Raw genomic sequence first — 21345 nt, forward strand, 5'->3', positions numbered from 1 at the left:
TGTTGTACTTCCATGAGCCTTTGTTTTGGATGTTCGGTCTGTTATTTTACAGTTACAATCACACGTTGATAATGTTTTAAAGTGTGTTTTCCATTGTCTTGCACTTCCGCAATGATATGAATCGTATTTCCTGATTTCGCATCTGCAGGAACGGTAAAGCTCATGGTGTTCGTGTCACTGCCTTGCAGGTCGATGGTGTTCAGCTTTTCGCCTTTAGCTACTTCACGATGAAGTCCGATCTGCAAATTACCCAGCATTTCAGATTTAACCTGTGCTGGTTTTACTTTAGAATCCTCATACGTATCTGCTTCAAAGTATCTCCACCATTTATAGGTCAATGAATCGCCATCTGGATCGGAGCCTTCTGCATGCAACGTAATTTTTTCCCCTGGACTAGCAGTGAGATCCAATCCTTCTTTAATGGTCAACGTTGGATTGTGGTTGGCATCTTTGTAGTCGGATGCAATCGCCCAATCCGCCCGAGCAGCAAAGTCATTTTGAATATCATCAAACCAACGCATCACGGAGTATTCTGCTTCGAATCTTTTCGTGTATACATCATAATCCAACACGGTATTTCTGAATAATTTGTCGTTAACGACACCAAAGCGGCCTCCCCAGCCTCCATAGGTTGGGTTTTCCATACTCCGCAAGCCGTTGTTAATCAGATAGAAGAAGGACGGAGAATCCCCTTCCGAAATAAAGTCATACTTGTTGTATTGAGGATTTTTCTTCAAGTAGGCATCGGTGCCTCTTTGCTCTTCAGGCAATTCACCTTTGATGATATTTCCATCACCCATCAAAGCGTACATACTCAGCAGCTTGCCGTGACCATCCTTGATGTTTTTGAAATTCCATTCTCCATGCAGCTTGCTGTTTACTTTTTCCGTATGCATTTTCCATGCATAGGCGAAATGCCAGAAGTTCGATTGGTCATTGATAATTCTAATGTCAGGCCAATTTTTTGCAATGTACTTATTGTAGCTGTCGTCTTGGTCCAAAATAATATACAGCACGAGCTTATCACTTACTTTTTTTCGAATCGTTTCCCATTGATCTGTATTTTTATATTGGTCTTCAATGGATTTTAGCGCTCTAGCTGTGGTATTGGTTCCACCCCAAGTTTGCACGTACAAATCTCTTTTGTCATCGTCCAGGAAAAGTGTTTTAAGGAAGTTGGAGCCTTCCGTTTCCTTGTCCATTTCACCTTTATTTGAAATGTTGCCTATCTTGGTAACGCTCTTGAGATATTCAGGCTTTGGATAGCCCTCGGCATGTTTGATTAAGTTAGGGTAAATTTCTCCGTAGGCATCGATCATATTCGTTACCCATTGTGTTCCGGTCCATCTAAATGGCTTGATGCCGGCCTTTTCATCCCCTGCATAATGATATACAGAGCTGGTCAATACGATCCCGGATAAGTCCATTTCATTTGAATAGAGAAGGAAGCGAATCACAGAGTTCATGTCATCTACTTCTCCATCGGTAGTGATAACCGTTCTGGCCTTGGCTGTTTTATTTTCTACTTTAGTTTCCGTTGGTTTTTCTGCTGGAACAGCGCTTTCATCCTTGGTAACAGCGGGAGCCTTCCCACTACAACCACTGATGATCAAAATACATATCATAGTTAACAAAAAAGCGCTTAACCCTTTTCTTTTTCTCATTTCTGTTCCCCTCTCTGAACGTTCCTGGATGTTTTAGGATTATAACCATGCTGGCATCCTTTTTATTCATGATTTAGGATATAAAAAAAACCTAAATACATATATGCTCCATAGAAATGGCGCATACATATATCTAGGTTTTGCCTGCATGATCAGTCACAATCCTGTTTAGATTCTACAACATAATCCGAGAAAATGAAAGCGATTTATGAAGCTTTGCATAAAACTGGTTTTATGCTTTGAATAAACCGGATTCTTTGACTTCCGACATGAATGTATTGAACTCAGGAATGTTCAGCTGTTGCTGAGCATCGGACAGAGCGACTGCCGGGTTCGGATGAACCTCTACCATGATACCGTCAGCTCCAGCAGCCAGTGCGGCTTTGGCGCAAGGGGCCAGGATGTCCTTACGTCCTGTGGAGTGAGTCACGTCTACCAGCACAGGCAGATGGCTTTCCTTTTTCAAAATCGGTACAGCGGAAATGTCCAGCGTGTTGCGGGTCCATTTTTCATACGTACGAATACCGCGCTCAATCAGCATGACTTGTGTGTTGCCACGAGAAACGATGTATTCCGCGGCATGAAGGAATTCTTCCATGGTTGCCGCCAGTCCGCGTTTGAGCAGAACCGGAGTTCTCGTTTCACCCGCTGCCTTAAGCAGCTCAAAGTTATGCATGTTGCGCGCACCGATTTGAATGATGTCGATGTATTGGATGGCTTCCTCCAAATGTCTTGGATCGACGATTTCACTGATCGTCGCCAGCCCGAACTCGTCGCCTACGCGTTTGAGAATTTGCAGACCTTCAACGCCCAGCCCTTGGAAATCGTACGGGGATGTGCGCGGTTTGAACGCACCACCGCGAAGAATCGGTACACCTGCCTCTTTGAGAGCCGCGCCTACTTCGCGAGTTTGCTGGTAGCTTTCCACCGAGCATGGACCCGCAACCATGATGGAGGCCTTGCCGCCCACCAATGTATCTTTGACCTTGATGACCGTGCTGTCCGGCTGATTTTTGCGGCTGACGATCAGATGCTTTTTGTGCTCTTCTTTTTGGTAGTTCAGTGAAGCCTTGAAAATGTTTTTGAACAGCTGGCGAATTGTTGCATCGTCAAAAGGTCCACGGTTAGCTGCAATCAGCTTGTCGAGCATTTGCTGCTCACGCACCGGATCAAAATCAGGCACTCCTTGTGCCTCCTTCAATTTTCCAAGTTGTCCCGCCAGTTCAGCGCGTTGGGACAGCAGCTCCAGCAATTGCAGGTTTGTAGCATCGAGCTGTTCCCGCAGCAGCTCCAAAGAATTTTCATTGTTCGACATACAGTACACCCTTCCCGAATAAAATTTTTTTAACACAAAAAGGCACTCGTCGCAAGGGACGAATGCCGTGGTACCACCCTAATTACAGAAGTATACATACGAGTCGTCAACGTCAATTTAATTGACAACAGTAACTTCTGAGCTTAATGCCCGTAACGGGGGCTTCCGGAAACCTCTAATGCGGACAAAGGAATGAATCCTTCTGTCGGTTCAAGGCTCGACTCGGGAGTGAATTTCAACGCGGGATTACGGTACGCTCTCAGCAATTCGTACCTTTCTGTGGGAATCCGGTTAGACGTCTACTTGTCTCCGTCCATGTCTTTGATCATGGTATTCAAAAGATTTACCTTATTTTAAACAAAGTAGGTGCAGAAGGCAAGCCCTGATTATTCGCTTCAGTTTTCGCACCGCTTTGAATCGGTCCTTTTATCAGCCTCGATCTCTGGGTACGGGCTTTGCTGATGCGATTCCTCGTGGGTTGTTTTCGGCAAAATTCTGTATAAAATCATCCGAAATCGGCTTGTCCGCAGACCTGCGGTCGTCCTCTTCCACAGGATTTAAGGCTTTGTAACGTTTGTACTCCATATCGGCCTGAGTCATCGGATCTTTATACATTGGGCTCGGTCTACTCCTTTCAACAAGCTTTCCTGCATCTCGTTACCCTTCATTCTCATCCTCATCCCCGTCGGTGCCGTTCAGCAAATCCGTCCCATGCAGGAATTCGGCGGGAGCGGAAGGGTCCACAGGACTGTCCGGTGTCAACTCATCAGCGTCGGGTATGTTCTCCAGTGGGTTATCCGGTCCTTCGGTCAGATTCTCCCAGTTGGTTTCCGCATTTTGCAGGGAAGGCTCAAAATCATGGTCATGCAGCTCGGTTGTGCGATCGTCACGTTTGGCCATGTTGCTCAGCTCCTTTATTTTGATTGCTTATTTCGACCTTACCCAAACAGTAGAATGGCTAAACCTTGAGTTAGTGTGTCTATCAGAGGTTAAAATCATGCGAATAGGGATATGCCTATTCCCTTTAACCGTTTTTTTCGTAACCGCTGTGATATGATAAAGAGGATAGAGAGGAATATGTATGAGAATGAGAAAGCGAACAGGAAATGATTATTTATTAATCAATATGAAGATTTTAGAAATAATGAGTGAAAAGAACATGATATCCTTCTCTTGAAGAAGGTATGCACATCATCTTATAGAATAATATTATTTCAGAACGTTTAAAAATGTAAAAATGCATACAAATTTGTAAATCCTACTTTGTAACTTTGAGGTGCTTAATATGAGGCATGTGCCCAAAGCTGTCGCCGCCTTGCTGGCGGTCATAGTGATGCTGTTGTCGCTGGGCCACCCCGCCTATGCGGCGAAGTCGACCCCGGAAAGAGAATATAAGATCCCCTCATGGGATATGAGATGGGGAGTGGAAGGGGAGGATGGATCTCTGGATGAAGTAAGGGACACTAGCAAGACCTGGATGCATATTCAGGACGATTCACAGTTGCCCACGCAGCCCGGCAATATCGGCTCCGCCTGGATTCGTATTCGTCTACCATCGCTATATGATGAAACGCCAGCGGTGCTTTTTGAAAATATTTATGGCCGGCATATTACGCTGTATAAGGATGGCACCAATTTTTACGAATCCTACCGTGGGTACAATTATGAGAACAATCGTATTCTAATTCCGCTGAAACCGGATGATAGCGGTAAAACATTATACATATGGACGGAAAGCAGCCGGAATAGACTGGGTATTATCGGAAATGTGATCACTGGTGATTATCGCGACTTGCTGGGGAATTTGGTCAGAATGGATGTTTTGGATATCGTACTAGGCAGTACGTTCATTTTCATTGCCCTGGTACTGCTAATCTGCTCGTTCTTTCTGTTCCGTCCAAGTATGGCCATGTGGCTGTCTCTCAGCGCAATTGTACTGTCCATTGGTCTGATGATTGTGACGTATTCGCCTTTTCTGTATACGTTCTATCGCAGCTTTGGCAAGCTGTATTTACAGCTCTTTGATGTGGGGATGTTCATCTTGTTGCCTTCACTAGCGTACTTTTTTGAACAAAATATTAGTTCGATTCTACTGATTCGCCAGTTTCGAAAGGTGCTAACTGCCTACTCCCTGTTCTGCTTCACCATGATGATTGTGAATTTGGGTGCACAGGAGCGGTTAAACGATGTATATTATTTCTTTAGTGTAACCGTTCTGTACATATTGCTCGTGGCTTTGCTTGTATTGCTGGTGTTTGCTTCGGTTCGCATGGCACTTAAGGGAGATCACGAAGCGATTATTTTATCGACAGGCTTTGCTTTTTTTGCAGTTATCTCCATTGCTGAGCTGACCTGGTTCTTCATTCGGGAAGGACACTACAATATGTTTCTGTGGAAATGGGGCGTGTTCGGCTTTGTGCTGGCGTTGATTGCGATTTTGGGCAGAAGGCTGGCTGAAAAACATAAGCAGGTAGTTCGCTATTCCAGAGAGCTGGAGATGTTCAATAATGAGCTTCAACGTTCGGAAAAAATGGAGATTATCAGCGATCTGGCTGCATCTGTAGCGCATGAGGTACGCAATCCGCTTCAAGTTACCCGCGGATTTCTCCAACTGATGAGCAAGCAGGAGGATGGCAAAAACAAAGATTATCTGTATATTGCGCTGGAGGAACTGGATCGGGCTTCCGCGATTATTACCGATTTTCTTACCTTTGCCAAGCCGGAATTTGAACAAACCAAAACGCTGACTATATTGGACGAATTCAAGCATATTGAAGGAATCATTAGTCCGATGGCTAATTTGCAAGGCGGTAAAATTTCGCTGGATATTCCCCAGGAAATCAAAGTACGCGGGAATTCCTCCAAGTTCAAGCAGGCGTTCATCAATATCATCAAAAACAGCATTGAAGCGCTGCGGGATCAGGGTCATATTCAGATATGGGCTTATGTGGATAACGGAGAGGCTGTTATTCATATTCGGGATAATGGTGAAGGAATGGATGCTCAGACCTTATCCAGACTAGGTGAGCCTTATTTTTCGAATAAGACAAAAGGCACAGGTTTGGGGATGATGGTGACCTTTCGGATTATTGAAACGATGAATGGCAAAATATCTTTCACAAGTGCAAAAGGGGTGGGTACAGAAGCGACCATCCGTTTCCCCGTAGCCGGATAATATCCGGCTTTTTGCGTTCGGAGAAAATGGAAGGAAGCTTGCTGAACCCACCCGCTTGTGATTAAGCCTCTTGTTACTAAGAACTAGAGTACAAATGTACTGTGAAACAGCCATTTACCACATTGAGCTAGGTTTCTGGGATGCGGCGAGCACGCCAGAAGGGTCTGGAGGGATGACCAGATAAAACTGATCAGGTGTTTCTTCTAACGTTTTGATTTGGATATGATCGGGGATCACGACTCCTAACACATCACGTATTGCAGATTTGGGATCTGTCATCAGTTTTTCTCTGAAACTGGCATCCTCCCAAGCTTTTTGAATGACTTGTGTTTGAAGAACTTCAGTAGCCATCAAAAATCACCCTCTCATTCAATTGGTTATATTTACCTAGTCAGTATACCACGAAAGACTCATCAAAATCTAGCATTATTTCATATTTTTGGAGATCCAAAAATCGAGTCCGCCTCTTCTCAAATGAGAGCGTCCGCTTTCAATTTCTGCGGCTGTCTCGCCCAGCTCCTCGGCGATGGAACGTGCAAACGCATGCAGGCCGGGGGTGGAAGGTTCCATAGATTCCAACTGCTGGACGGCCTGATCAGCAATATCTGCATAACTGGCAAGCATGCCACGTACATAAATCGCTTCCTGAATCATGTCTGGATTCAAGCCTTCACGATAAGCCGTCTTTTGTTCGACACTGATATGGGACAATAGGCAATTGTAGCTATGTTCCTCCCAGTCTTCCGCCCAATCCGCCCAATCATCTGACATTTGGAGTACAAGCAGTGCCGTATCCGTCATATCTGTAATGGTCTCGATTAGGTCGGCACGGCCTGCAAGCAGCAAAGCGCCCGTCCCGGCCATTTTTAACGGACTTGCTTTTAGTGCCACCTGATGTCGTTTTCCTTGAAAATAGTCCTCTTTCCCCTCGGATGTCACACTAACGGCCCATTCATCGACATACGTTCTGGCATGTGACCAAAAAGGGGAGGACGCGGGAAAAAGGTCCCGATAAATGCTTAGACATTCGGTATAAAATAGCTGGCTTAAGGCGAGTTGTGTTTTACGGTTGTCTGCTATGGTGTCCATCACATCATCCTGAATTAAATAGTGAGCCATAACAAACACGTTGCCAAGCGAGAGCTTTCGGCATATTTCGGGAGCCAGCCCGGTGATTTCTTGCAGCCAAAAGGGGAGCAAGTAACATATGTAGTTCCGTGTGCTGTCTTCCCGCAATGGGTTAAAACGGGCCAGATAGTCCAGGCCCTGATGCTGAAACGGAGCAGGGAACGCAGCTGTTCGCTCCTCCGCTTGACGAAACACGTCCTCTAATTCCTGTTTGTATGCAAAATACCATTCCATCGCTATCACCTGCATCTCTTATAAATATATTTATAGCGATTTCTAGTTGTTACCCGCCATTGTATAATAGAATGCTATTTTGCAAGATTTTGTTATTTTCACATTGAGGATGATGCAAAAAATATAATATGAATCACGCCTGTTGAATAACCACTTGGGATACCGACAAAAATCCCAGCCGGGAAGATCCCGCCGGGATTTTGTTTTGAAAAAACGATCAGAAATCAAATCAACAACTCAAAAGGATCATTTATCGCTTCGGGATTCTAGTTGATCTCTAAATAATCAATGTAAGCGTCCCATGTCCCGTTATCAGCTGTTACAACGAGCTCAATCTCTTGATTTCCAGTTCCGTGGCTGACATTGTTTAGCGTATAGACCGCAGGATTGCTCCCGCCGAAGTAGAAGGTGCCCTTCGTCTGTCCACCGATTTTTAAGTCGACTCTGGCCATGTTGGAGTTATTTGAAGCACCACGGAGTGAAAAATTATGGGTACCGCTCTCGAAATACTGCGTGTATTTCACCAAATCATTGTTGGCGTATAAAGCGACTCCGTTGAACGGCGAACTGATATTTCCGGTGTACTGACCGCCTTTGGTCATACTCTCGGCTTCCATTTTTGTACCTGTGCTTGGCGTACCACCGCTTCCGCCGTCAGACGCGACCGCCCGACCGGTGTTTGGCGAGATCATGCCAGAGCAAAGACTCCGGCTCTTGAGGTTCTGCGCGATCTGCGGGATCGCTTGGAGCGTAGTCTGATACTGGTCATGCATCAGGATCACGTCGCCGTTTTGCAGCCTGCCCGCGGCGGCTACGATCTGGGCGGTGGTGGCGCCGTTCCAGTCCTGTGAGTCAATGTTCCACAGCACTTCGGTAAGACCGTTTTGCGTCTCGATGGACTTCAAGGTCGCGTTGGTCTCGCCGTACGGCGGACGGAACAGCTTCGGTGCCGTGCCGGTAATGGACTGCAGCGTTTGTTGCGTGCGCGTCATTTCCGATGCCATCTGTGAGGTGCTCAGTTGCGTCATATGCGGATGCGACCATGAATGGTTGCCAATCCACATGCCTGCTGCCTGCTGGTCGCGTACGAGTGACGGGTAATTCTGCGCATTCTGTCCAATGTTGAAGAGCGTCGCACGCAAGCCGTTTTGCTTCAGTGTGTTAAGCAGCGTTGTGGTGTTGTAGGGATTCGGACCATCGTCGAAGGTTAATGCTACATAGCCGTTCGAACAATCGGCCGCAAGCGCCTCGTTGTCGGAAGTCACCAGCGAGCCCGTGAACAAAGACACGACGAGCGACCCGATCGCCACCCATTTTCCTGCTTTAGCTTTAAACATGGTTCTACCTCCTAGCAATTTTGAATGGCTAGTATGGGGGGGTTAGTTGATCTCCAGATAATCAATGTAAGCATCCCATGTCCCGTTATCGGCTGTTACAACAAGCTCAACCTCTTGATTTCCGGTTCCATGGCTGACATTGTTTAGCGTATAGACCGCAGGATTGCTCCCGCCGAAGTAGAAGGTGCCCTTTGTTTGTCCACCGATTTTTAAGTCGACTCTGGCCATGTTGGAGTTGTTCGAAGCACCACGGAGTGAAAAACTATGGGTGCCGCTGGAGAAATTCTGCGTATATTTCACCAAATCATTGTTGGCGTATAAAGCGACTCCGTTGAACGGCGAGCTGATATTTCCGGTGTACTGACCGCTTTTGGTCATACTCTCTGCTTCCACTTTCGTACCTGTGCTTGGAGGAGGAGTAGTTCCGCCACCGGAGCTGCCGCCGATCGTAATTGTATTACTAGTCACAGTAGCACTCCCACTGCTTTGGTATCCCTCTACCGTAAGCGAAGTTTCATACATCTTACCCATTGTCATTCCTAAGCTCTCCCACTTCTTGAAGTGTTCGCTAACAGATATGGTTCCGCTCGTGCGCTTCGACGTCCGGACACTCCAATACTGCTTAAAAGTTGCAGTGCCTTTAATCGAAGGTTGGTTGACTCGAATAGTCTCATATATGTCATATGTCCCCCCGTCAACGGTAAAAGTGCCCTTTGACGTTGCTCCGGGCGGACGCCAGCTGCCCCAGCTATCGACGATGTAATATTCTACGAGCGGGTCAACCGTCCACCCATAGACACATAAATACGAATTGCCGTTTGGCTGGTAGTTGGCACTGTAGTTTACGGATATGTTTCCAATTTGCTGGTGTGTCTGGGTCTCGTTGAATTTCTTGCCTTTACGGAATAACGCATTTCCGATGTTACTCCACTGGGCACTGAACGTGCCACCACTATTGAGAGTCATACTTGTGGTCCCGGAATCCTTCCACAACTCATAGTAATAGCCGTCTTGGGTGCCACTTTGATTTGAGGTGATCGTTGTTGCCGCCTGTGCGGTTACTGCTGGTAATGTAAGTGAAAAACAAATTAAAATCGACAAAAATAACCACATTCTTTTTTGTTTCATTGTTATTCCTCCTTTTTGTTTCATTTGCATTTAGTCTGACTATGATGCTGTGTAGTCCGTAGTAAGCTTAATACGTCATTTACTTCCATAAATTGAATTGTAATCGATTACGAGAAATATTTTATCATAGATTCCTTAATATTTAACCTGCAAAAATTCAAGTTATACTGTAGAAAGTTTAGTTATTAATTCCTGCTCGCTCTCTATGAAAAGGAGCCCAAGGAGCCAGTGCAGATTCATGAGATTGTCTTTTTACCGTTTTATGGTTGCTTAACAGGCGTGAAAACGAATAAAAAAAGCGGAAAGAGAAAATATTAGATGAAAAAGAGTGAAAGAAGGGTCTGCAACATGAAAAAACAATGGAAATTGATCGCTGCTATCCTGTATGGAGGAGTGATGATGTATGGTAGTGCGGGAACAGTTGGAGCATTCGGTATAGAAACCGGTCTCAAGATGATAGCCCCTACTCCCAACAACCCGATTCAAGGTGATGCTGGTCGAGGGAATATGGAGCCACAGGACTGCCGTCGACAAGGGCATACCCACAAGCACGAGCATGGCAAACGGCCTGGCGGCTGGAATCATCATCTGAACGAAAAAGTAGCCAAGCTTTTGGATATCACTCCTGCCCAGTTGGAGAATGAGCTGGGACAAGGGAAATCGTTGGCCGATATTGCCAAAAGCAAAGGAATCAAAGAGGAACAGCTCATTGATAAGCTGAAAAATGAAATGACCGTGGATCTGAAACGGCTCGTCAACCGTAAAGGCCCGATTACATTCGACCGTAAGCCCGGGGCTCCACATGAAGCTCAATTGAAGCAGGAGTCAGGAACACCTTCAACCTCGGTTCACGAAAACTAGACTAAAAAAGGGATGTCTGGCATGCGACACCAGAAGGTATTAGTGCAGGTGGAGTTGGAAATGTCTATGTAAGCTAATGATATTTGCTTGAACTTGCCAGGTTTGAGCTATGGTCAAACATGTAAGGGAAAATAGGCAGACAAAAGATAGGCGTTTCTGGAGTAATCCGGAAACGCCTTTGTGAATGGGGCAAGGTTTCGATATTCACCGGGCGGTCCGCATCGGATTCCTGCTCTCGCAGGGTACCTTGGTCTGGCACAGTCCGCAGCCAGCACCCGATTTGGCCTCGCCGCCGTTTAGAACCGCAAAGTCCCGTGATGCCTGGCCGTACACAAATTTCATGCAGGCAATTTTGTCATGTCCGCCGTCCTTGCTGATGGCTTGCACAGGGCAGCGGGTAATACACACACCGCAGATGCCCTTGCTGCACAGCAGGCAGTTTCCAGTATGGCCTATGGATGAAGATGTTCTGGCATCAGGCGTCACCTTGAGATCGGTCACCACGGACAGCAAGCGGATGGCAATTCCTTTTTCGGTGATGAAGCCGTCGTTGATACTGAAGGTGCCAAGACCCGCTGCATATGCAATGTGGCGCTCCGACCAGTTGGAGATCGGCCCCTCTGCGGCACCATGGATGCTGTACCAATCTGTATCCAGCGGCGCAACCGCACGGTAACCGAGGCCTGCTAAGTATCCCGTCAAATGCCGCCTCGCAGACTGTACAAAATATTCATCCCCAAAGGTTCGCAGCAGCACCCATTCCCTTGAGGCTCTATCTTTTTGCGCACGATTAGCCTTGCGGATCGTCTCACTGATCGGCAGGACAACGCTGATAACGGTGCCTTTATCAAAACTTCCCATTCCAAAGGAACGTTCAAATGCTTCCTGCGGCGTGGCGTGGTCGGGGCCCACCACTTTTTTGTACTCCTCAAATAAAGGATCATCGGCCGCGGCAAATTGAATAATCGGCTCCTCGTAATAAGGGCTCTGCAGTTCTTCACAAACATTGCCCTTGTCTTCGCTCACATAGGTTTTCATCTCGGCTACGATGTTTTCTCTCATATCCGGTACGGATTCAAGCATTCTATCCACATCCCTCTCCGTGGTTATTGTTCACAGCAAAGTTTCCTTTCAGAAGCCTTATGCGGGCTAAAGAATACACTGACCTCTTACTACAACTGGCGGTATTTCTCCGATGACCCGCCGACAATGCCTAAGTATCAATATGGTACCGAGAACATTTCATTTTTTTCGTGTATATACACGAATTGAGCAAACACCTCATGTATGAGAAGGCGGCGAATCACAAACCCAAATTTTCAATTTTGGATAAGAGTAAGGTCAGTATCTGCAGCTCCCCGTTTCCCAATGACTCCTGCAAAAAACGCTGCGCCTCCTCCCAAAGCTCTGCTGCGTCGTTGTATACCGTTCTTCCACTCTCCGTCAGAGTAAGGCAGCGGTTGCGACTACCCTGAGCAGATGTATCCTCCACATATCCGCTATGCTCCAGTGCCTTCAAATTCCGCACAATCGTGGTCCGGTCGAGCCGCATCTCCAGCGCCAATTCGCTTACACTTGCCGGTCCCAGCGCAGTTAAGTGCTTGAGTAGCGAGAATTGGCTAATATTGAGTCCGCTCGGGGCCAGATACCGGTCATACAGTCCCGTAACAGCCATCGAGGAACGGCGCAGATTGATGCAGGTACAGACTGAGGCTGGTCGCTCCTGCAAAGATTTCTTATTCTTCCCTGTCGTTGCCATAGGTTCTCCATTCTTTATACTGTTTCGTGTATCTACACGATCTCAGAAATAACAGGTTTTGTCAGGGAGATTTGTCACAGTAGTCAGCCCTGTAAGTCTAGTTGAGTTGGACGCTTCTTTCGTATCCGGCAAACCGACACCGGATCTTATCGGGTTGTTGTGCCTTTGCGTTTTATCAGTGAAGTTTTTAAAGCAGAGGTAGATTGGAAACCGGAGAGGAACACTGTCATTATACGAAGTGCTGGCCAAGTAAAAATGCTGTAGTCCTTCCTGCTAATGAAAAGTTGAAATAACCAGTCGCCTTGAAGTCAGCCAGCGACTGGTTATTTAGTTTGGCTTAAATATGAGCTGAGCGATACCTATAACAGCTTTTTAAGCTGGGAAATACGGCCTTGGGATACTCTTAGCCATTCAGCATATTCGCCTTGCTTGGCTGTTGGATGCTCGCGCATGAGTCTTTTTAGCTTCTCAGCCAAATGTTGTGAAGACGACCGATGGACTCCTTCGCCAGCCTTAATCCCCATAGAGTCTCGGATTTCCTTAGGAACAACAATCCGGCCTAACGTATCCAAGGGACGTGTCATACCTGTATTTTTCATCATCCAATAATCTCCTAATAAATTGATAAAAATCAATAAAGTAAAAGTATTTATCACTGTTCCAAAAGATGGTATTATCATGAATGTAAAGACAATCATTATGCTACTAGTTTTCAAATTATATTTTTTTTAATAAAATTAGAATTCTATGAAAAATGTTGAAAAGGTGGTTTATCCATGCAAATCACACCTACGATACAGGCAGAAATTCACACTTATCTAAAACGAAAAGGCTTAACCATGACCGAGTTTGGTCATATTATTGATTTGAATGTAGGTACAGTGAGTGGCATTGTGACAGGCAATCGTTCTATTTCTGTTCACCAATTGGACAGTATTACTGCGGGAATGAATTTACCATCGGATTATTTTTACGAACGTTACATTGAAGAGTGCATTGAAGAATCTCCGCTCAACTGGAAAAAGATCAGCCCATTCCTGTACCGATGCATTGAGCTAGGGCGACTGGATTGCTTGCAGCGGGTTGTAATTCTATTGTTGGATAACCCCAATTATCCGCCATCGCTCTTTGATGTTGCCGAAAATGTGTACAAAGACGGTTACAATGAAGCAGCGGCATACCTTTACAAAAAGGTGGCTGAAAGTGAAAAGCAGCAGCATTCAGAGCGATTGGCGACCTGTCAGTATCGCTTGTTCCAAATCAACGTCGGACAGGATCGGGCCGTCAATCTTCAAGCAGCCATTGAATTTGCCCCTTTTGTTGATCGCTTAGACGAGATAGAGCAATTAGATGCTTTAAAAGATTTGGCAAACGTGTATAGATCATTAAGCTTGTGGGACAAGGTTTATGAATTTGCATCTCAAATGGGTCAATTAGGACAGCTTCAATATAATTTGGTTCACAATTCTAAACGAAACGGGACAGAGCCACGAAAAAAGCCAAGCAGACCAATGTTTGTATACATAGTTTACGCCGAATTGCTGTGTGCTAATGCTTGTGATGCAAAAGGAGATCATGAACAGGCATTAGAACATATTCGTGGTTATGCCGATCTAAGTTGGGTAAAGGATAAGGACCCTGATACGCTTTATTGGAAGCGACAGTACCAGCAATGGGCAAAAATTAATACTTACGTAAACAGACTTATGTCTGGAGACGTTAGTATCCTGCCGGATTACGTAGAGTACATGGCTGGTGAAAAAGAGATTTTTGCAGAGCTACTAAACGTCATTGAAGCGGCCAACCGATACAATGTGGATGTAGACCATATTCTACAGCGTTTTGAGTCCCAAATTGCAGCATATCAGGAAATACCCTCTACGGATTTATATACCCAACAATTTCTTCCACTTCAGCACGCACGTTTTTGGTATAAAATGGCTAAATACAGCCTAAATAAAGGCAGATATCCATATGGTTTCAATTGTTTAATAAACGCGCTTGAAAAAGCTGGTACAATTAGTCATGTACTACTTATTGCCAATTGTGTCGGATTGTTTTTCAAATTCGGAACACATGCGGTTGCTGAAACACAGGCTCAATTCCAATCTATTTATGAGGAGGTGTGGGTAAAAAATGATAAAAAAGATGGCTTTAATCTTAATAACAGCTAGCTTCTTACTGGTATTCGCAGTACCAGATCAGAATCCAACTTATGGCATATTTAAACCGCAAGATCACATTGGTGGATCTTGACCAAGCACTAATTCATTACTATTGGCCAGCTTATTGCTGGTCTTTTTTTGTATTATTTTGTAATTTTTTGATTCAAAAAAGCTCCTGACGTATTTGTACATCCCTCTTTAAAATGAGATTCATTAGGAGGTATGCAGGATGAACAAGGATGAAACGTTAGCATTAATTCAACAGATGGAGCACGCCAGACAACACTTGCATGATCTTTACGCAGAGTATGGCTTCGGACATGCTTGTGTACTTGAGCAGTCCATACTTTTGGATGAACTGATTAATCAGTACAACCGTATGTTTCAGACCAAGAAGCAGCCTCACTATGTTTAGAGCCAAATCATTGACAACGACGATGCGATATTCAGTCCATACCATCCCCCCATTTCTTTTATGCAAAACTATGACTCCTCCCACTTAACGTTTATGATTATTCTATATAATGGCTTATTTGAAAATAGAATACATGTCCATGTCATAAAATGTTAATAAACTGGTGGAGGTGTATACTTTGCATTCGCAATAGTAGCTAGGCTGACGGCACTAGAAACAAGTGATCATTTAACATGGCAGACCAAGCCAACAAAAAAGCAGAGCTCCATAAAAGAGCCCTGCAAAAGTCTTGATTTTGTTTGAATCAGAACTCCGTACTGGAAAATACATATAAGCTGAATTTAAAAGTGTATCCGCTTTGGAAGGCTCTTCTGGAGCCTCCCTTTTCCATTAGCCAAGCTCCTGCGTGCCTTTGGAAGCACGTTTGGACGAAGGAAACTGGAACCGAAACGGGCGCCAGTTCAACCGCTGGCGACCTTTGGAGCCGACAATCCATTTGCCTCCAGGCAGATGGGCAAACAGCCAGCTAATGCCCAGCGAAACACTTGCGACAACGGTAAACGTAATCAGCGTAGCCGTAAAATGATGGTCGCCCAGCGAAAGCGGGCGTGTGTAATAGGATATGAAGGCCAGCACGAGCGCATGTGCCAGATATCCCCCGAAGGAATAGCGTCCGATCCAGTTCAGCATGCGGCGAAACGGCTCGGAGCGCTTGTCTTTTTGCAAATGGAGCAGCAGTCCGTATAACAAAAGCAACTGCGAGACAATCAGCACAAAGGTGCTTGGCTTAAGATAGGTGGAAATATTCAGATTGATCGTATCGCCTGACTGGATCAGCATGGTGTGACCCATGAGCATGAACAGACCAATAAAGACAAATACATTCCAGGGCAATGTCTGTTGGGCCAGTCCCCGCCAGGTGTCTGTCATATAAGCGCATACTGCGCCCAGCATAAAATAGAAAAAATACATAACAAAGTTATAAGTGCGGTAATCTAACAAGGCCTGCCAAAAGGACGGCAACCGGGTGCTCCATGCAGACATGTCATAGTAGGACCATTGTAGCAGGAGCGCATAAGCCGCAGCGGCGATCAGCATGACAGCCAACACGAGTTGCTTGCGTCTTTTTGTGCTATAACGACGTAGAAACGCTTGAACCTGCCCGGCCGCTTTTGCAAATAAGGGAAACAAAATGTAAAACTGAAAGATCATCACCACAAACCATAGATGATATCCGCTGACAGGTATAATCATTTCTTCGAACATGCCCTTGTAAAAATAAATATTTCCCCACTGCGCTGTCGACCAGTCCTGAGTACATAGCCAATAAACGATCGTCCAGCAGAGAAATGGAACATAAATATCTCGAAACCGTCTGCCAATGTAACGGGGATAGCCAATCGGTTTGTTTCCATTATAAAAAAGCAGCGCCGCAGACAGGAAAACGAACGTCGGTGTGCCAAAGCGTGTCAAATGGTACAGCATTGCGAGCATAACGGAATCCGGCTGCTGAATATCGCTGCGATATATATATTCGCCAATGCAATGCTGAAGCACGACAGCGAGGTAGGCAAGACCCCGCAGTTCTGTCCACTCCGCGATACGCGGCTTGCTCATCCATATCACTCCTTTTCGCAAAGATTCGTATAGGGTCCTTTAACACAATTGAAGGTATTGTAACGCAGGAACATTAGTGCAGGATTAACGTTACCTGAAAGTTGGCAGAGCGGAAGTAGTTCCAATTTGATATGATTGCGTTTACAATCTAAGTAAAATCACAGAAAATTCACAGCTTAAGGATATGCGCGAGAAGAGGTGGGCAAATGAAAAAAACGCTGCTGGTCTATATACTGCTGATTGCAGCCTTTGCGCTCTATGTGTTCAGATATGAACAGACCGGGCCGTTAAATGGCACTTGGGAGGAGAAAGGGCTGAGAGGCAGCATCGGAGAAACCTATATGATGATTACGTTCCAGTCTGGTTTGGAGTATTGGAAAAGCGGTCTCAAGGGCTTTGAGGATGCTGCCGATGCCTTGGGAGTAACTGTGGAGTATCGAGGGGCTACCCGTTATGATGCGCAGGAGCAGACGACTGTCATTGAGCAGGCGATTGCCCGTAAGCCCGCAGGAATTGCGATTTCCGCGATTGATCCGCATTCCCTGATCCCGGCGATTAACAAGGCACTGGATGCAGGCATTCCTGTAGTGCTGTTTGATGCAGGAGCACCGGGGAGCCGGGCGTATTCTTTTTTGGGAACGGATAATTATAAGGCAGGTGTGACCGCTGCAGATAAAATGGCGGAGCTGCTGGGACGGGAAGGTGAAGTCGCTGTTTTGACAGTACCTGGCCAGCAAAATCATGAGGAGCGCTCGCGCGGCTTTCGCGATACCATTCAGCGGCAGTACCCTGCCATGAAGGTGGTGGAAGTGGCAGACGGCCGCGCAGACGCGCTGGTATCCCGGGATGAGTCGCTAAGGCTGATGAAAGCTTATCCGAAGCTGGCCGGGATGTTTGTCACCGAGTCGACGGGAGCTACAGGGGTAGGGGAAGCGGTGCTGAGCCAAAAGAACCGCCGTCCGCTGAAAATCATTTCTTTTGATACGAATAAAGCGACATTGGATATGATTCGCAGTGGGACGATCTCGGCAACAATTGCGCAGGGAACGTGGAATATGGGCTATTGGTCGCTTCAATACCTGTTTCATCTGCATCATCATTTGACGATTCCTGCACCTTCCTCCTCTGGCGATAACGCTCCGCTGCCTGTGCGGGTGGATACAGGCATTTCGGTTGTCACACGGAAGAATGTAGATGATTATTATGCGAAATGACGATCAGCGGAAGTGGAAAAGGCAAAACTCGAATTCTGAAATATGGAAGCGTATCCATACGGGATTGGACAAAAGGATGCAGCGGTTGCGCTTGCGCAATATGCCCTTACGGTATCAGCTTATGCTGCTGTTCCTGTTGTTTGGCATCGTGCCTTCGTTGGGATTAGGCTTGCTGGTCAACTGGACGGTGGAACGGATTATTGAGCGGCAGGTGGAAGACCATACGATGCAGTTGATTGGCAAGGTGAACGAGGCACTGGATACCAAAATGGAAAATTTGCAGAACATGACGTATTTGATTGGCTTTAACCCGGATATCGGGGAGTTTTGGCAAGGTCGGACGCTGGCCGACGGTCATGCAGGTCATGTGGGTCATACAGGCCCTGCGAATCGTGCAGGTCATGCCAGTCAAGCAAAGTCTGCAAATATAGAAACGCAGGAAAATAAGGGGAAGCTGGCTAAAAATCAGGCCCCCCTCTCCAATCAGGCTGCAAGCTCTGTACAGGCACAGGATACGCTATATCGCATGAAGCAATTTCTGCAGGGCTTTACTACCTTATATCCCGAAATTGCGGGGATTCTCATCGTGAACGCAAACGGTGACTATATCAGCAATGAATTGTATGCGAAAAGCACGCACAGCTTGACCGATGAGGATTGGTACCGGCAGGCGGCGCAGCATGCAGGTATTTTCACCGTGCTGGGACAGCCGATCCACCGTAATGTGACCACGCATGTCCGGTATAAGGACAGTGAAATTGTGTCTGTCGTCCGTTCGGTCACGGATTCGGAGACGGGACGCGTGCTAGGCGTGATTATGATTGATCTCAAGCGGCGGGCTGTGTCGCAGGCGGCCAGAGACGTGACCTTGGGCAAAACCGGATATTTAATGGTGACAGATGCTGAGGGACGCAGCGTCTATATGCCGGATATGCCGCTGATTGAGCGTATTCCTCTGGAATGGTTCGGGACAGGTGACAGCGGGATGTTTACCCGTCAGGCCGGAGGTCGGGAACTGCTGTTCATGTTCCGTGCTTCCGAATTTACGGGCTGGAGAACGGTGGGGGTATTCCCGGCGGGGGAATCGACGCTGGAGGTTCGGCAAATTCAATTTTATGTTGCATGTTTTGTTTTCATTGTATGTCTGTTTGGCCTAACGGCATCCTTGCGCTTGTCGCGTTCCATTGCACAGCCGATTTTCCGGCTAATGTCCTATATGCGAACGGCAGAGACGGGGGATCTTACGGTCCGCCCCTGGAGTGATCGTGGGGATGAGATCGGATTGCTGGGTCGGAGCTTTAACCGGATGCTGGAGCAGATTCGCCGTCTCATGTCGCTCAGCGAGCTCCGGGAGCGGCAAAAACGCGATGCCGAGCTGCGCAGTCTTCAGGAGCATATTAAGCCGCATTTTCTATACAATACGCTGGATACGATTCATTGGATGGCCCGAAAAAATGGGGCAGACGACGTGTCCGACATGGTTGGGGCGCTGTCGAGATTGTTCCGTCTCGGACTGAGCAAGGGAGATGACTTCATTCCGCTTCGCTCGGAGATGGAGCATATTTCAAGCTATATGCAAATCCAGCAAACCCGGTACCGGGACAGACTTCGTTGGGAACTGATTGTATCCGAGGAACTGGAGGAGCTGTTCGTATTGAAGCTAATCCTTCAGCCAGTGGTGGAAAATGCCATTTATCACGGTATCAAGGCCAGACGTGGTCCCGGTACGATTCGAGTGGAAGCGAAGACTGGCGGCGACAAGCTGCTGCTGACGGTTCGTGACGACGGCGCAGGCATGACGGCAGACAGGCTGCGGGAGCTGCAAAATCTGCTGGAAATGCCGCTGGAGGCGATGGAGCAACAGCAGAAGCACAGCAGAGCCAATATGAACGACAGAAGCTACGGCATGCTGAATGTACAGGCACGTATCCGGTTATCTTTTGGTGAGGAATATGGAATTGTACTGGAGAGTGAAGAAGGGACAGGGACCTGTGTTACGATCATTCATCCGTTGCTGCGGGATATGGGACAACTAAGGAAGCCTCATGAAAAAGGAGAAGATCAGGATGACAAAATCAATGACTACAGGGACTGAAGAACGTTATCGGGTACTGATTGCAGACGATGAACCGATCATTCGGGAAGGGATACGGGATTGCGTAGACTGGGCGGCTCTAGGCATGGAGGTAGCATATGAGGCCGAGGACGGTGAAGAAGCGCTGGAGCTGGCGATTCGGCTTGGCATTGACATTTTGCTGGTCGATATGAATATGCCGATCATGGACGGGATTGAGCTGATCCGGCGATTGCGTGAAGAACGTCCCGAATGTCGCTGCCTGATCATCTCTGGGCATGATGAATTCGCTTATGCACAGGAGGCTGTGCGACTTGGCGTGGAGGATTATATTTTGAAGCCGGTGGATGCGGAGCAGCTTCACGCTGCGCTGTCGCGGCTCAGTCAGCGGCTGGGTGAAGAGCGCAAGCGTGCCGCCTATGTAGAACAGGCTGCCGAGCAGATACAGCGCAATATTCCGCTGCTGCGCCAGCGCTTTTGTCTGGAATTGCTGGAAGGGCAGCACACGGGAAAAGACGTCATGGAGCAGTTGGCGTTTTTACGTCTTCCATCCGAGGCGCCTGTTCAGATCGGTGTGGTGCGGTGGCCTGCAGTAGAGACACGACAAGCGATTATGCGCGAAAATGATCGTCAGTTGTTTCTGTTTGCCGCTGAAAATATCATTGCCGAGTTGCTGGAGGGCCGACCACATGTCCTGTTTCGCGATGCAAACGGGCTGATCGGCATATGCCTGTGGCAGGAGGCACCTGAGACGATAGGCGCTTCCATCGAGCAGGCGATGGGGCGCTATCTGAATATAGCGGTTCATACGCATGTGGAGCACAACGCCGGAGGGCTGGAAGATGCGATTGAGGCGTTCCGGGTGTGCCGTGACCGTGTGTACGGCGAATCGCAGCTATCTCCACTCGTGCGCCGGGCGCGGCAGCTCATTCAGGAAGGTTATGCCGATCGGGAGCTGACACTGGAGACCCTTGCCTCGCGGCTACAGGTATCGGCTGTGTATCTCAGCCGCGTGCTCAAAAAGGAGCTTAACGATAGCTTCGTGACCCTCGTCACGCGCGCCCGAATCCGTAAAGCGGTGCAATTGCTGGACTCGACTACGCTATCTATCTACGATATAGCAGAGCGTACCGGATACGATAGCCAGCACTATTTCAGCACCGCTTTTAAAAAGGCGATGGGAGTTTCCCCGGTTCAATATCGCAAAGGCGGTGGAATTGGAGTCAGCGTGTCGGATCAGGAATGACATGAAAAATGTG

General features: G+C 47.1%; 20 protein-coding genes and 1 other annotated feature. Of the genes, 8 read left to right on the forward strand and 12 right to left on the reverse strand.

Annotated elements, in window-relative coordinates:
* Window positions 1-41: 41 nt before the first annotated feature.
* The 4 genes from KQI_RS0114715 to KQI_RS0114730 all read right to left on the reverse strand — a co-directional run bounded on the left by KQI_RS0114715 (window position 42) and on the right by KQI_RS0114730 (window position 3879).
* Window positions 42-1664 (reverse strand): DUF1593 domain-containing protein, encoded by a 1623-nt coding sequence (locus KQI_RS0114715; RefSeq protein ID WP_010347565.1) that lies wholly within the window; start codon window positions 1662-1664, stop codon window positions 42-44.
* 232 nt (window positions 1665-1896) lie between these two features.
* A complete protein-coding gene (locus tag KQI_RS0114720) occupies window positions 1897-2979 on the reverse strand; it encodes a bifunctional 3-deoxy-7-phosphoheptulonate synthase/chorismate mutase (RefSeq protein ID WP_010347566.1) in 1083 nt (360 codons plus the stop codon).
* Window positions 2980-3030: 51 nt separating this feature from the next.
* Window positions 3031-3304 (reverse strand) — a binding site (T-box leader).
* A 104-nt stretch (window positions 3305-3408) separates the two neighbouring features.
* A complete protein-coding gene (locus tag KQI_RS0114725) occupies window positions 3409-3594 on the reverse strand; it encodes a hypothetical protein (RefSeq protein WP_010347567.1) in 186 nt (61 codons plus the stop codon).
* Between the two features lie 42 nt (window positions 3595-3636).
* The gene (locus tag KQI_RS0114730; RefSeq protein WP_010347568.1) at window positions 3637-3879 is read right to left on the reverse strand and encodes a hypothetical protein; all 243 of its coding nucleotides are present in this window, start codon (window positions 3877-3879) and stop codon (window positions 3637-3639) included.
* Window positions 3880-4264: 385 nt separating this feature from the next.
* Between KQI_RS0114730 and KQI_RS0114735 the strand changes: the two genes are divergently transcribed.
* The gene (locus KQI_RS0114735) at window positions 4265-6154 is read left to right on the forward strand and encodes a sensor histidine kinase (protein ID WP_010347569.1); all 1890 of its coding nucleotides are present in this window, start codon (window positions 4265-4267) and stop codon (window positions 6152-6154) included.
* A 114-nt stretch (window positions 6155-6268) separates the two neighbouring features.
* Here KQI_RS0114735 and KQI_RS0114740 read toward each other — a convergent pair whose 3' ends face one another.
* The 4 genes from KQI_RS0114740 to KQI_RS0114755 form a co-directional block, all read right to left on the reverse strand.
* Window positions 6269-6505: an NHLP leader peptide family RiPP precursor gene (locus KQI_RS0114740; protein ID WP_010347570.1), complete on the reverse strand. Its 237-nt coding sequence runs from the start codon at window positions 6503-6505 to the stop codon at window positions 6269-6271.
* Between the two features lie 75 nt (window positions 6506-6580).
* On the reverse strand, window positions 6581-7516 hold the full coding sequence (locus KQI_RS0114745; RefSeq protein ID WP_010347571.1) for a hypothetical protein: 936 nt from the start codon (window positions 7514-7516) through the stop codon (window positions 6581-6583).
* A gap of 266 nt (window positions 7517-7782) precedes the next feature.
* Window positions 7783-8853: a polysaccharide deacetylase family protein gene (locus KQI_RS0114750; RefSeq protein WP_010347572.1), complete on the reverse strand. Its 1071-nt coding sequence runs from the start codon at window positions 8851-8853 to the stop codon at window positions 7783-7785.
* A 42-nt stretch (window positions 8854-8895) separates the two neighbouring features.
* Window positions 8896-9981, reverse strand: a complete 1086-nt coding sequence (locus tag KQI_RS0114755; RefSeq protein ID WP_010347573.1) for a glycoside hydrolase family 11 protein — start codon at window positions 9979-9981, stop codon at window positions 8896-8898.
* 348 nt (window positions 9982-10329) lie between these two features.
* On the opposite strand from KQI_RS0114755, the gene KQI_RS0114760 reads away from it, so the two are divergent.
* Window positions 10330-10842: a hypothetical protein gene (locus tag KQI_RS0114760; RefSeq protein WP_010347574.1), complete on the forward strand. Its 513-nt coding sequence runs from the start codon at window positions 10330-10332 to the stop codon at window positions 10840-10842.
* A 204-nt stretch (window positions 10843-11046) separates the two neighbouring features.
* Here KQI_RS0114760 and KQI_RS0114765 read toward each other — a convergent pair whose 3' ends face one another.
* Window positions 11047-11925, reverse strand: coding sequence for a hypothetical protein (locus tag KQI_RS0114765; RefSeq protein ID WP_010347575.1), 879 nt, complete (start codon window positions 11923-11925; stop codon window positions 11047-11049).
* Window positions 11926-12145: 220 nt separating this feature from the next.
* Complete coding sequence (locus KQI_RS0114770) at window positions 12146-12601, reverse strand: MarR family winged helix-turn-helix transcriptional regulator (protein WP_010347576.1); 456 nt, start codon at window positions 12599-12601, stop codon at window positions 12146-12148.
* A 159-nt stretch (window positions 12602-12760) separates the two neighbouring features.
* Between KQI_RS0114770 and KQI_RS27945 the strand changes: the two genes are divergently transcribed.
* On the forward strand, window positions 12761-12865 hold the full coding sequence (locus tag KQI_RS27945; RefSeq protein ID WP_241763922.1) for a stalk domain-containing protein: 105 nt from the start codon (window positions 12761-12763) through the stop codon (window positions 12863-12865).
* A 95-nt stretch (window positions 12866-12960) separates the two neighbouring features.
* On the opposite strand, the gene KQI_RS0114775 is transcribed toward KQI_RS27945, so the two are convergent.
* Window positions 12961-13200, reverse strand: coding sequence for an AbrB/MazE/SpoVT family DNA-binding domain-containing protein (locus KQI_RS0114775; RefSeq protein WP_010347577.1), 240 nt, complete (start codon window positions 13198-13200; stop codon window positions 12961-12963).
* Between the two features lie 177 nt (window positions 13201-13377).
* Here KQI_RS0114775 and KQI_RS0114780 point away from each other — a divergent pair, with 177 nt between their 5' ends.
* Both KQI_RS0114780 and KQI_RS0114785 read left to right on the forward strand, forming a co-directional pair.
* The gene (locus tag KQI_RS0114780; protein ID WP_010347578.1) at window positions 13378-14775 is read left to right on the forward strand and encodes a helix-turn-helix domain-containing protein; all 1398 of its coding nucleotides are present in this window, start codon (window positions 13378-13380) and stop codon (window positions 14773-14775) included.
* A gap of 220 nt (window positions 14776-14995) precedes the next feature.
* On the forward strand, window positions 14996-15181 hold the full coding sequence (locus tag KQI_RS0114785) for an aspartyl-phosphate phosphatase Spo0E family protein (protein WP_010347579.1): 186 nt from the start codon (window positions 14996-14998) through the stop codon (window positions 15179-15181).
* Between the two features lie 390 nt (window positions 15182-15571).
* Here the strand turns inward: KQI_RS0114785 and KQI_RS0114795 are convergent, their stop codons facing one another.
* Entirely contained in the window at window positions 15572-16798 is a 1227-nt protein-coding gene (locus KQI_RS0114795) for an acyltransferase (RefSeq protein ID WP_010347581.1), read from the reverse strand.
* A 206-nt stretch (window positions 16799-17004) separates the two neighbouring features.
* Here KQI_RS0114795 and KQI_RS0114800 point away from each other — a divergent pair, with 206 nt between their 5' ends.
* The 3 genes from KQI_RS0114800 to KQI_RS0114810 are packed head-to-tail and all read left to right on the forward strand — an operon-like array spanning window position 17005 to window position 21332.
* Window positions 17005-18012 carry a substrate-binding domain-containing protein gene (locus tag KQI_RS0114800; RefSeq protein ID WP_010347582.1) on the forward strand — a complete coding sequence of 336 codons (1008 nt, stop codon included), beginning with the start codon at window positions 17005-17007 and terminating at the stop codon, window positions 18010-18012.
* Window positions 17993-20107, forward strand: a complete 2115-nt coding sequence (locus KQI_RS0114805) for a cache domain-containing sensor histidine kinase (RefSeq protein ID WP_010347583.1) — start codon at window positions 17993-17995, stop codon at window positions 20105-20107. Before KQI_RS0114800 ends, KQI_RS0114805 begins: the two co-directional genes overlap by 20 nt.
* On the forward strand, window positions 20079-21332 hold the full coding sequence (locus KQI_RS0114810) for a response regulator (protein ID WP_010347585.1): 1254 nt from the start codon (window positions 20079-20081) through the stop codon (window positions 21330-21332). The genes KQI_RS0114805 and KQI_RS0114810 overlap by 29 nt, the downstream gene beginning before the upstream one ends.
* Window positions 21333-21345: the final 13 nt, after the last annotated feature.

The organism is Paenibacillus peoriae KCTC 3763 (assembly GCF_000236805.1).
GTDB classification, from domain to species: domain Bacteria; phylum Bacillota; class Bacilli; order Paenibacillales; family Paenibacillaceae; genus Paenibacillus; species Paenibacillus peoriae.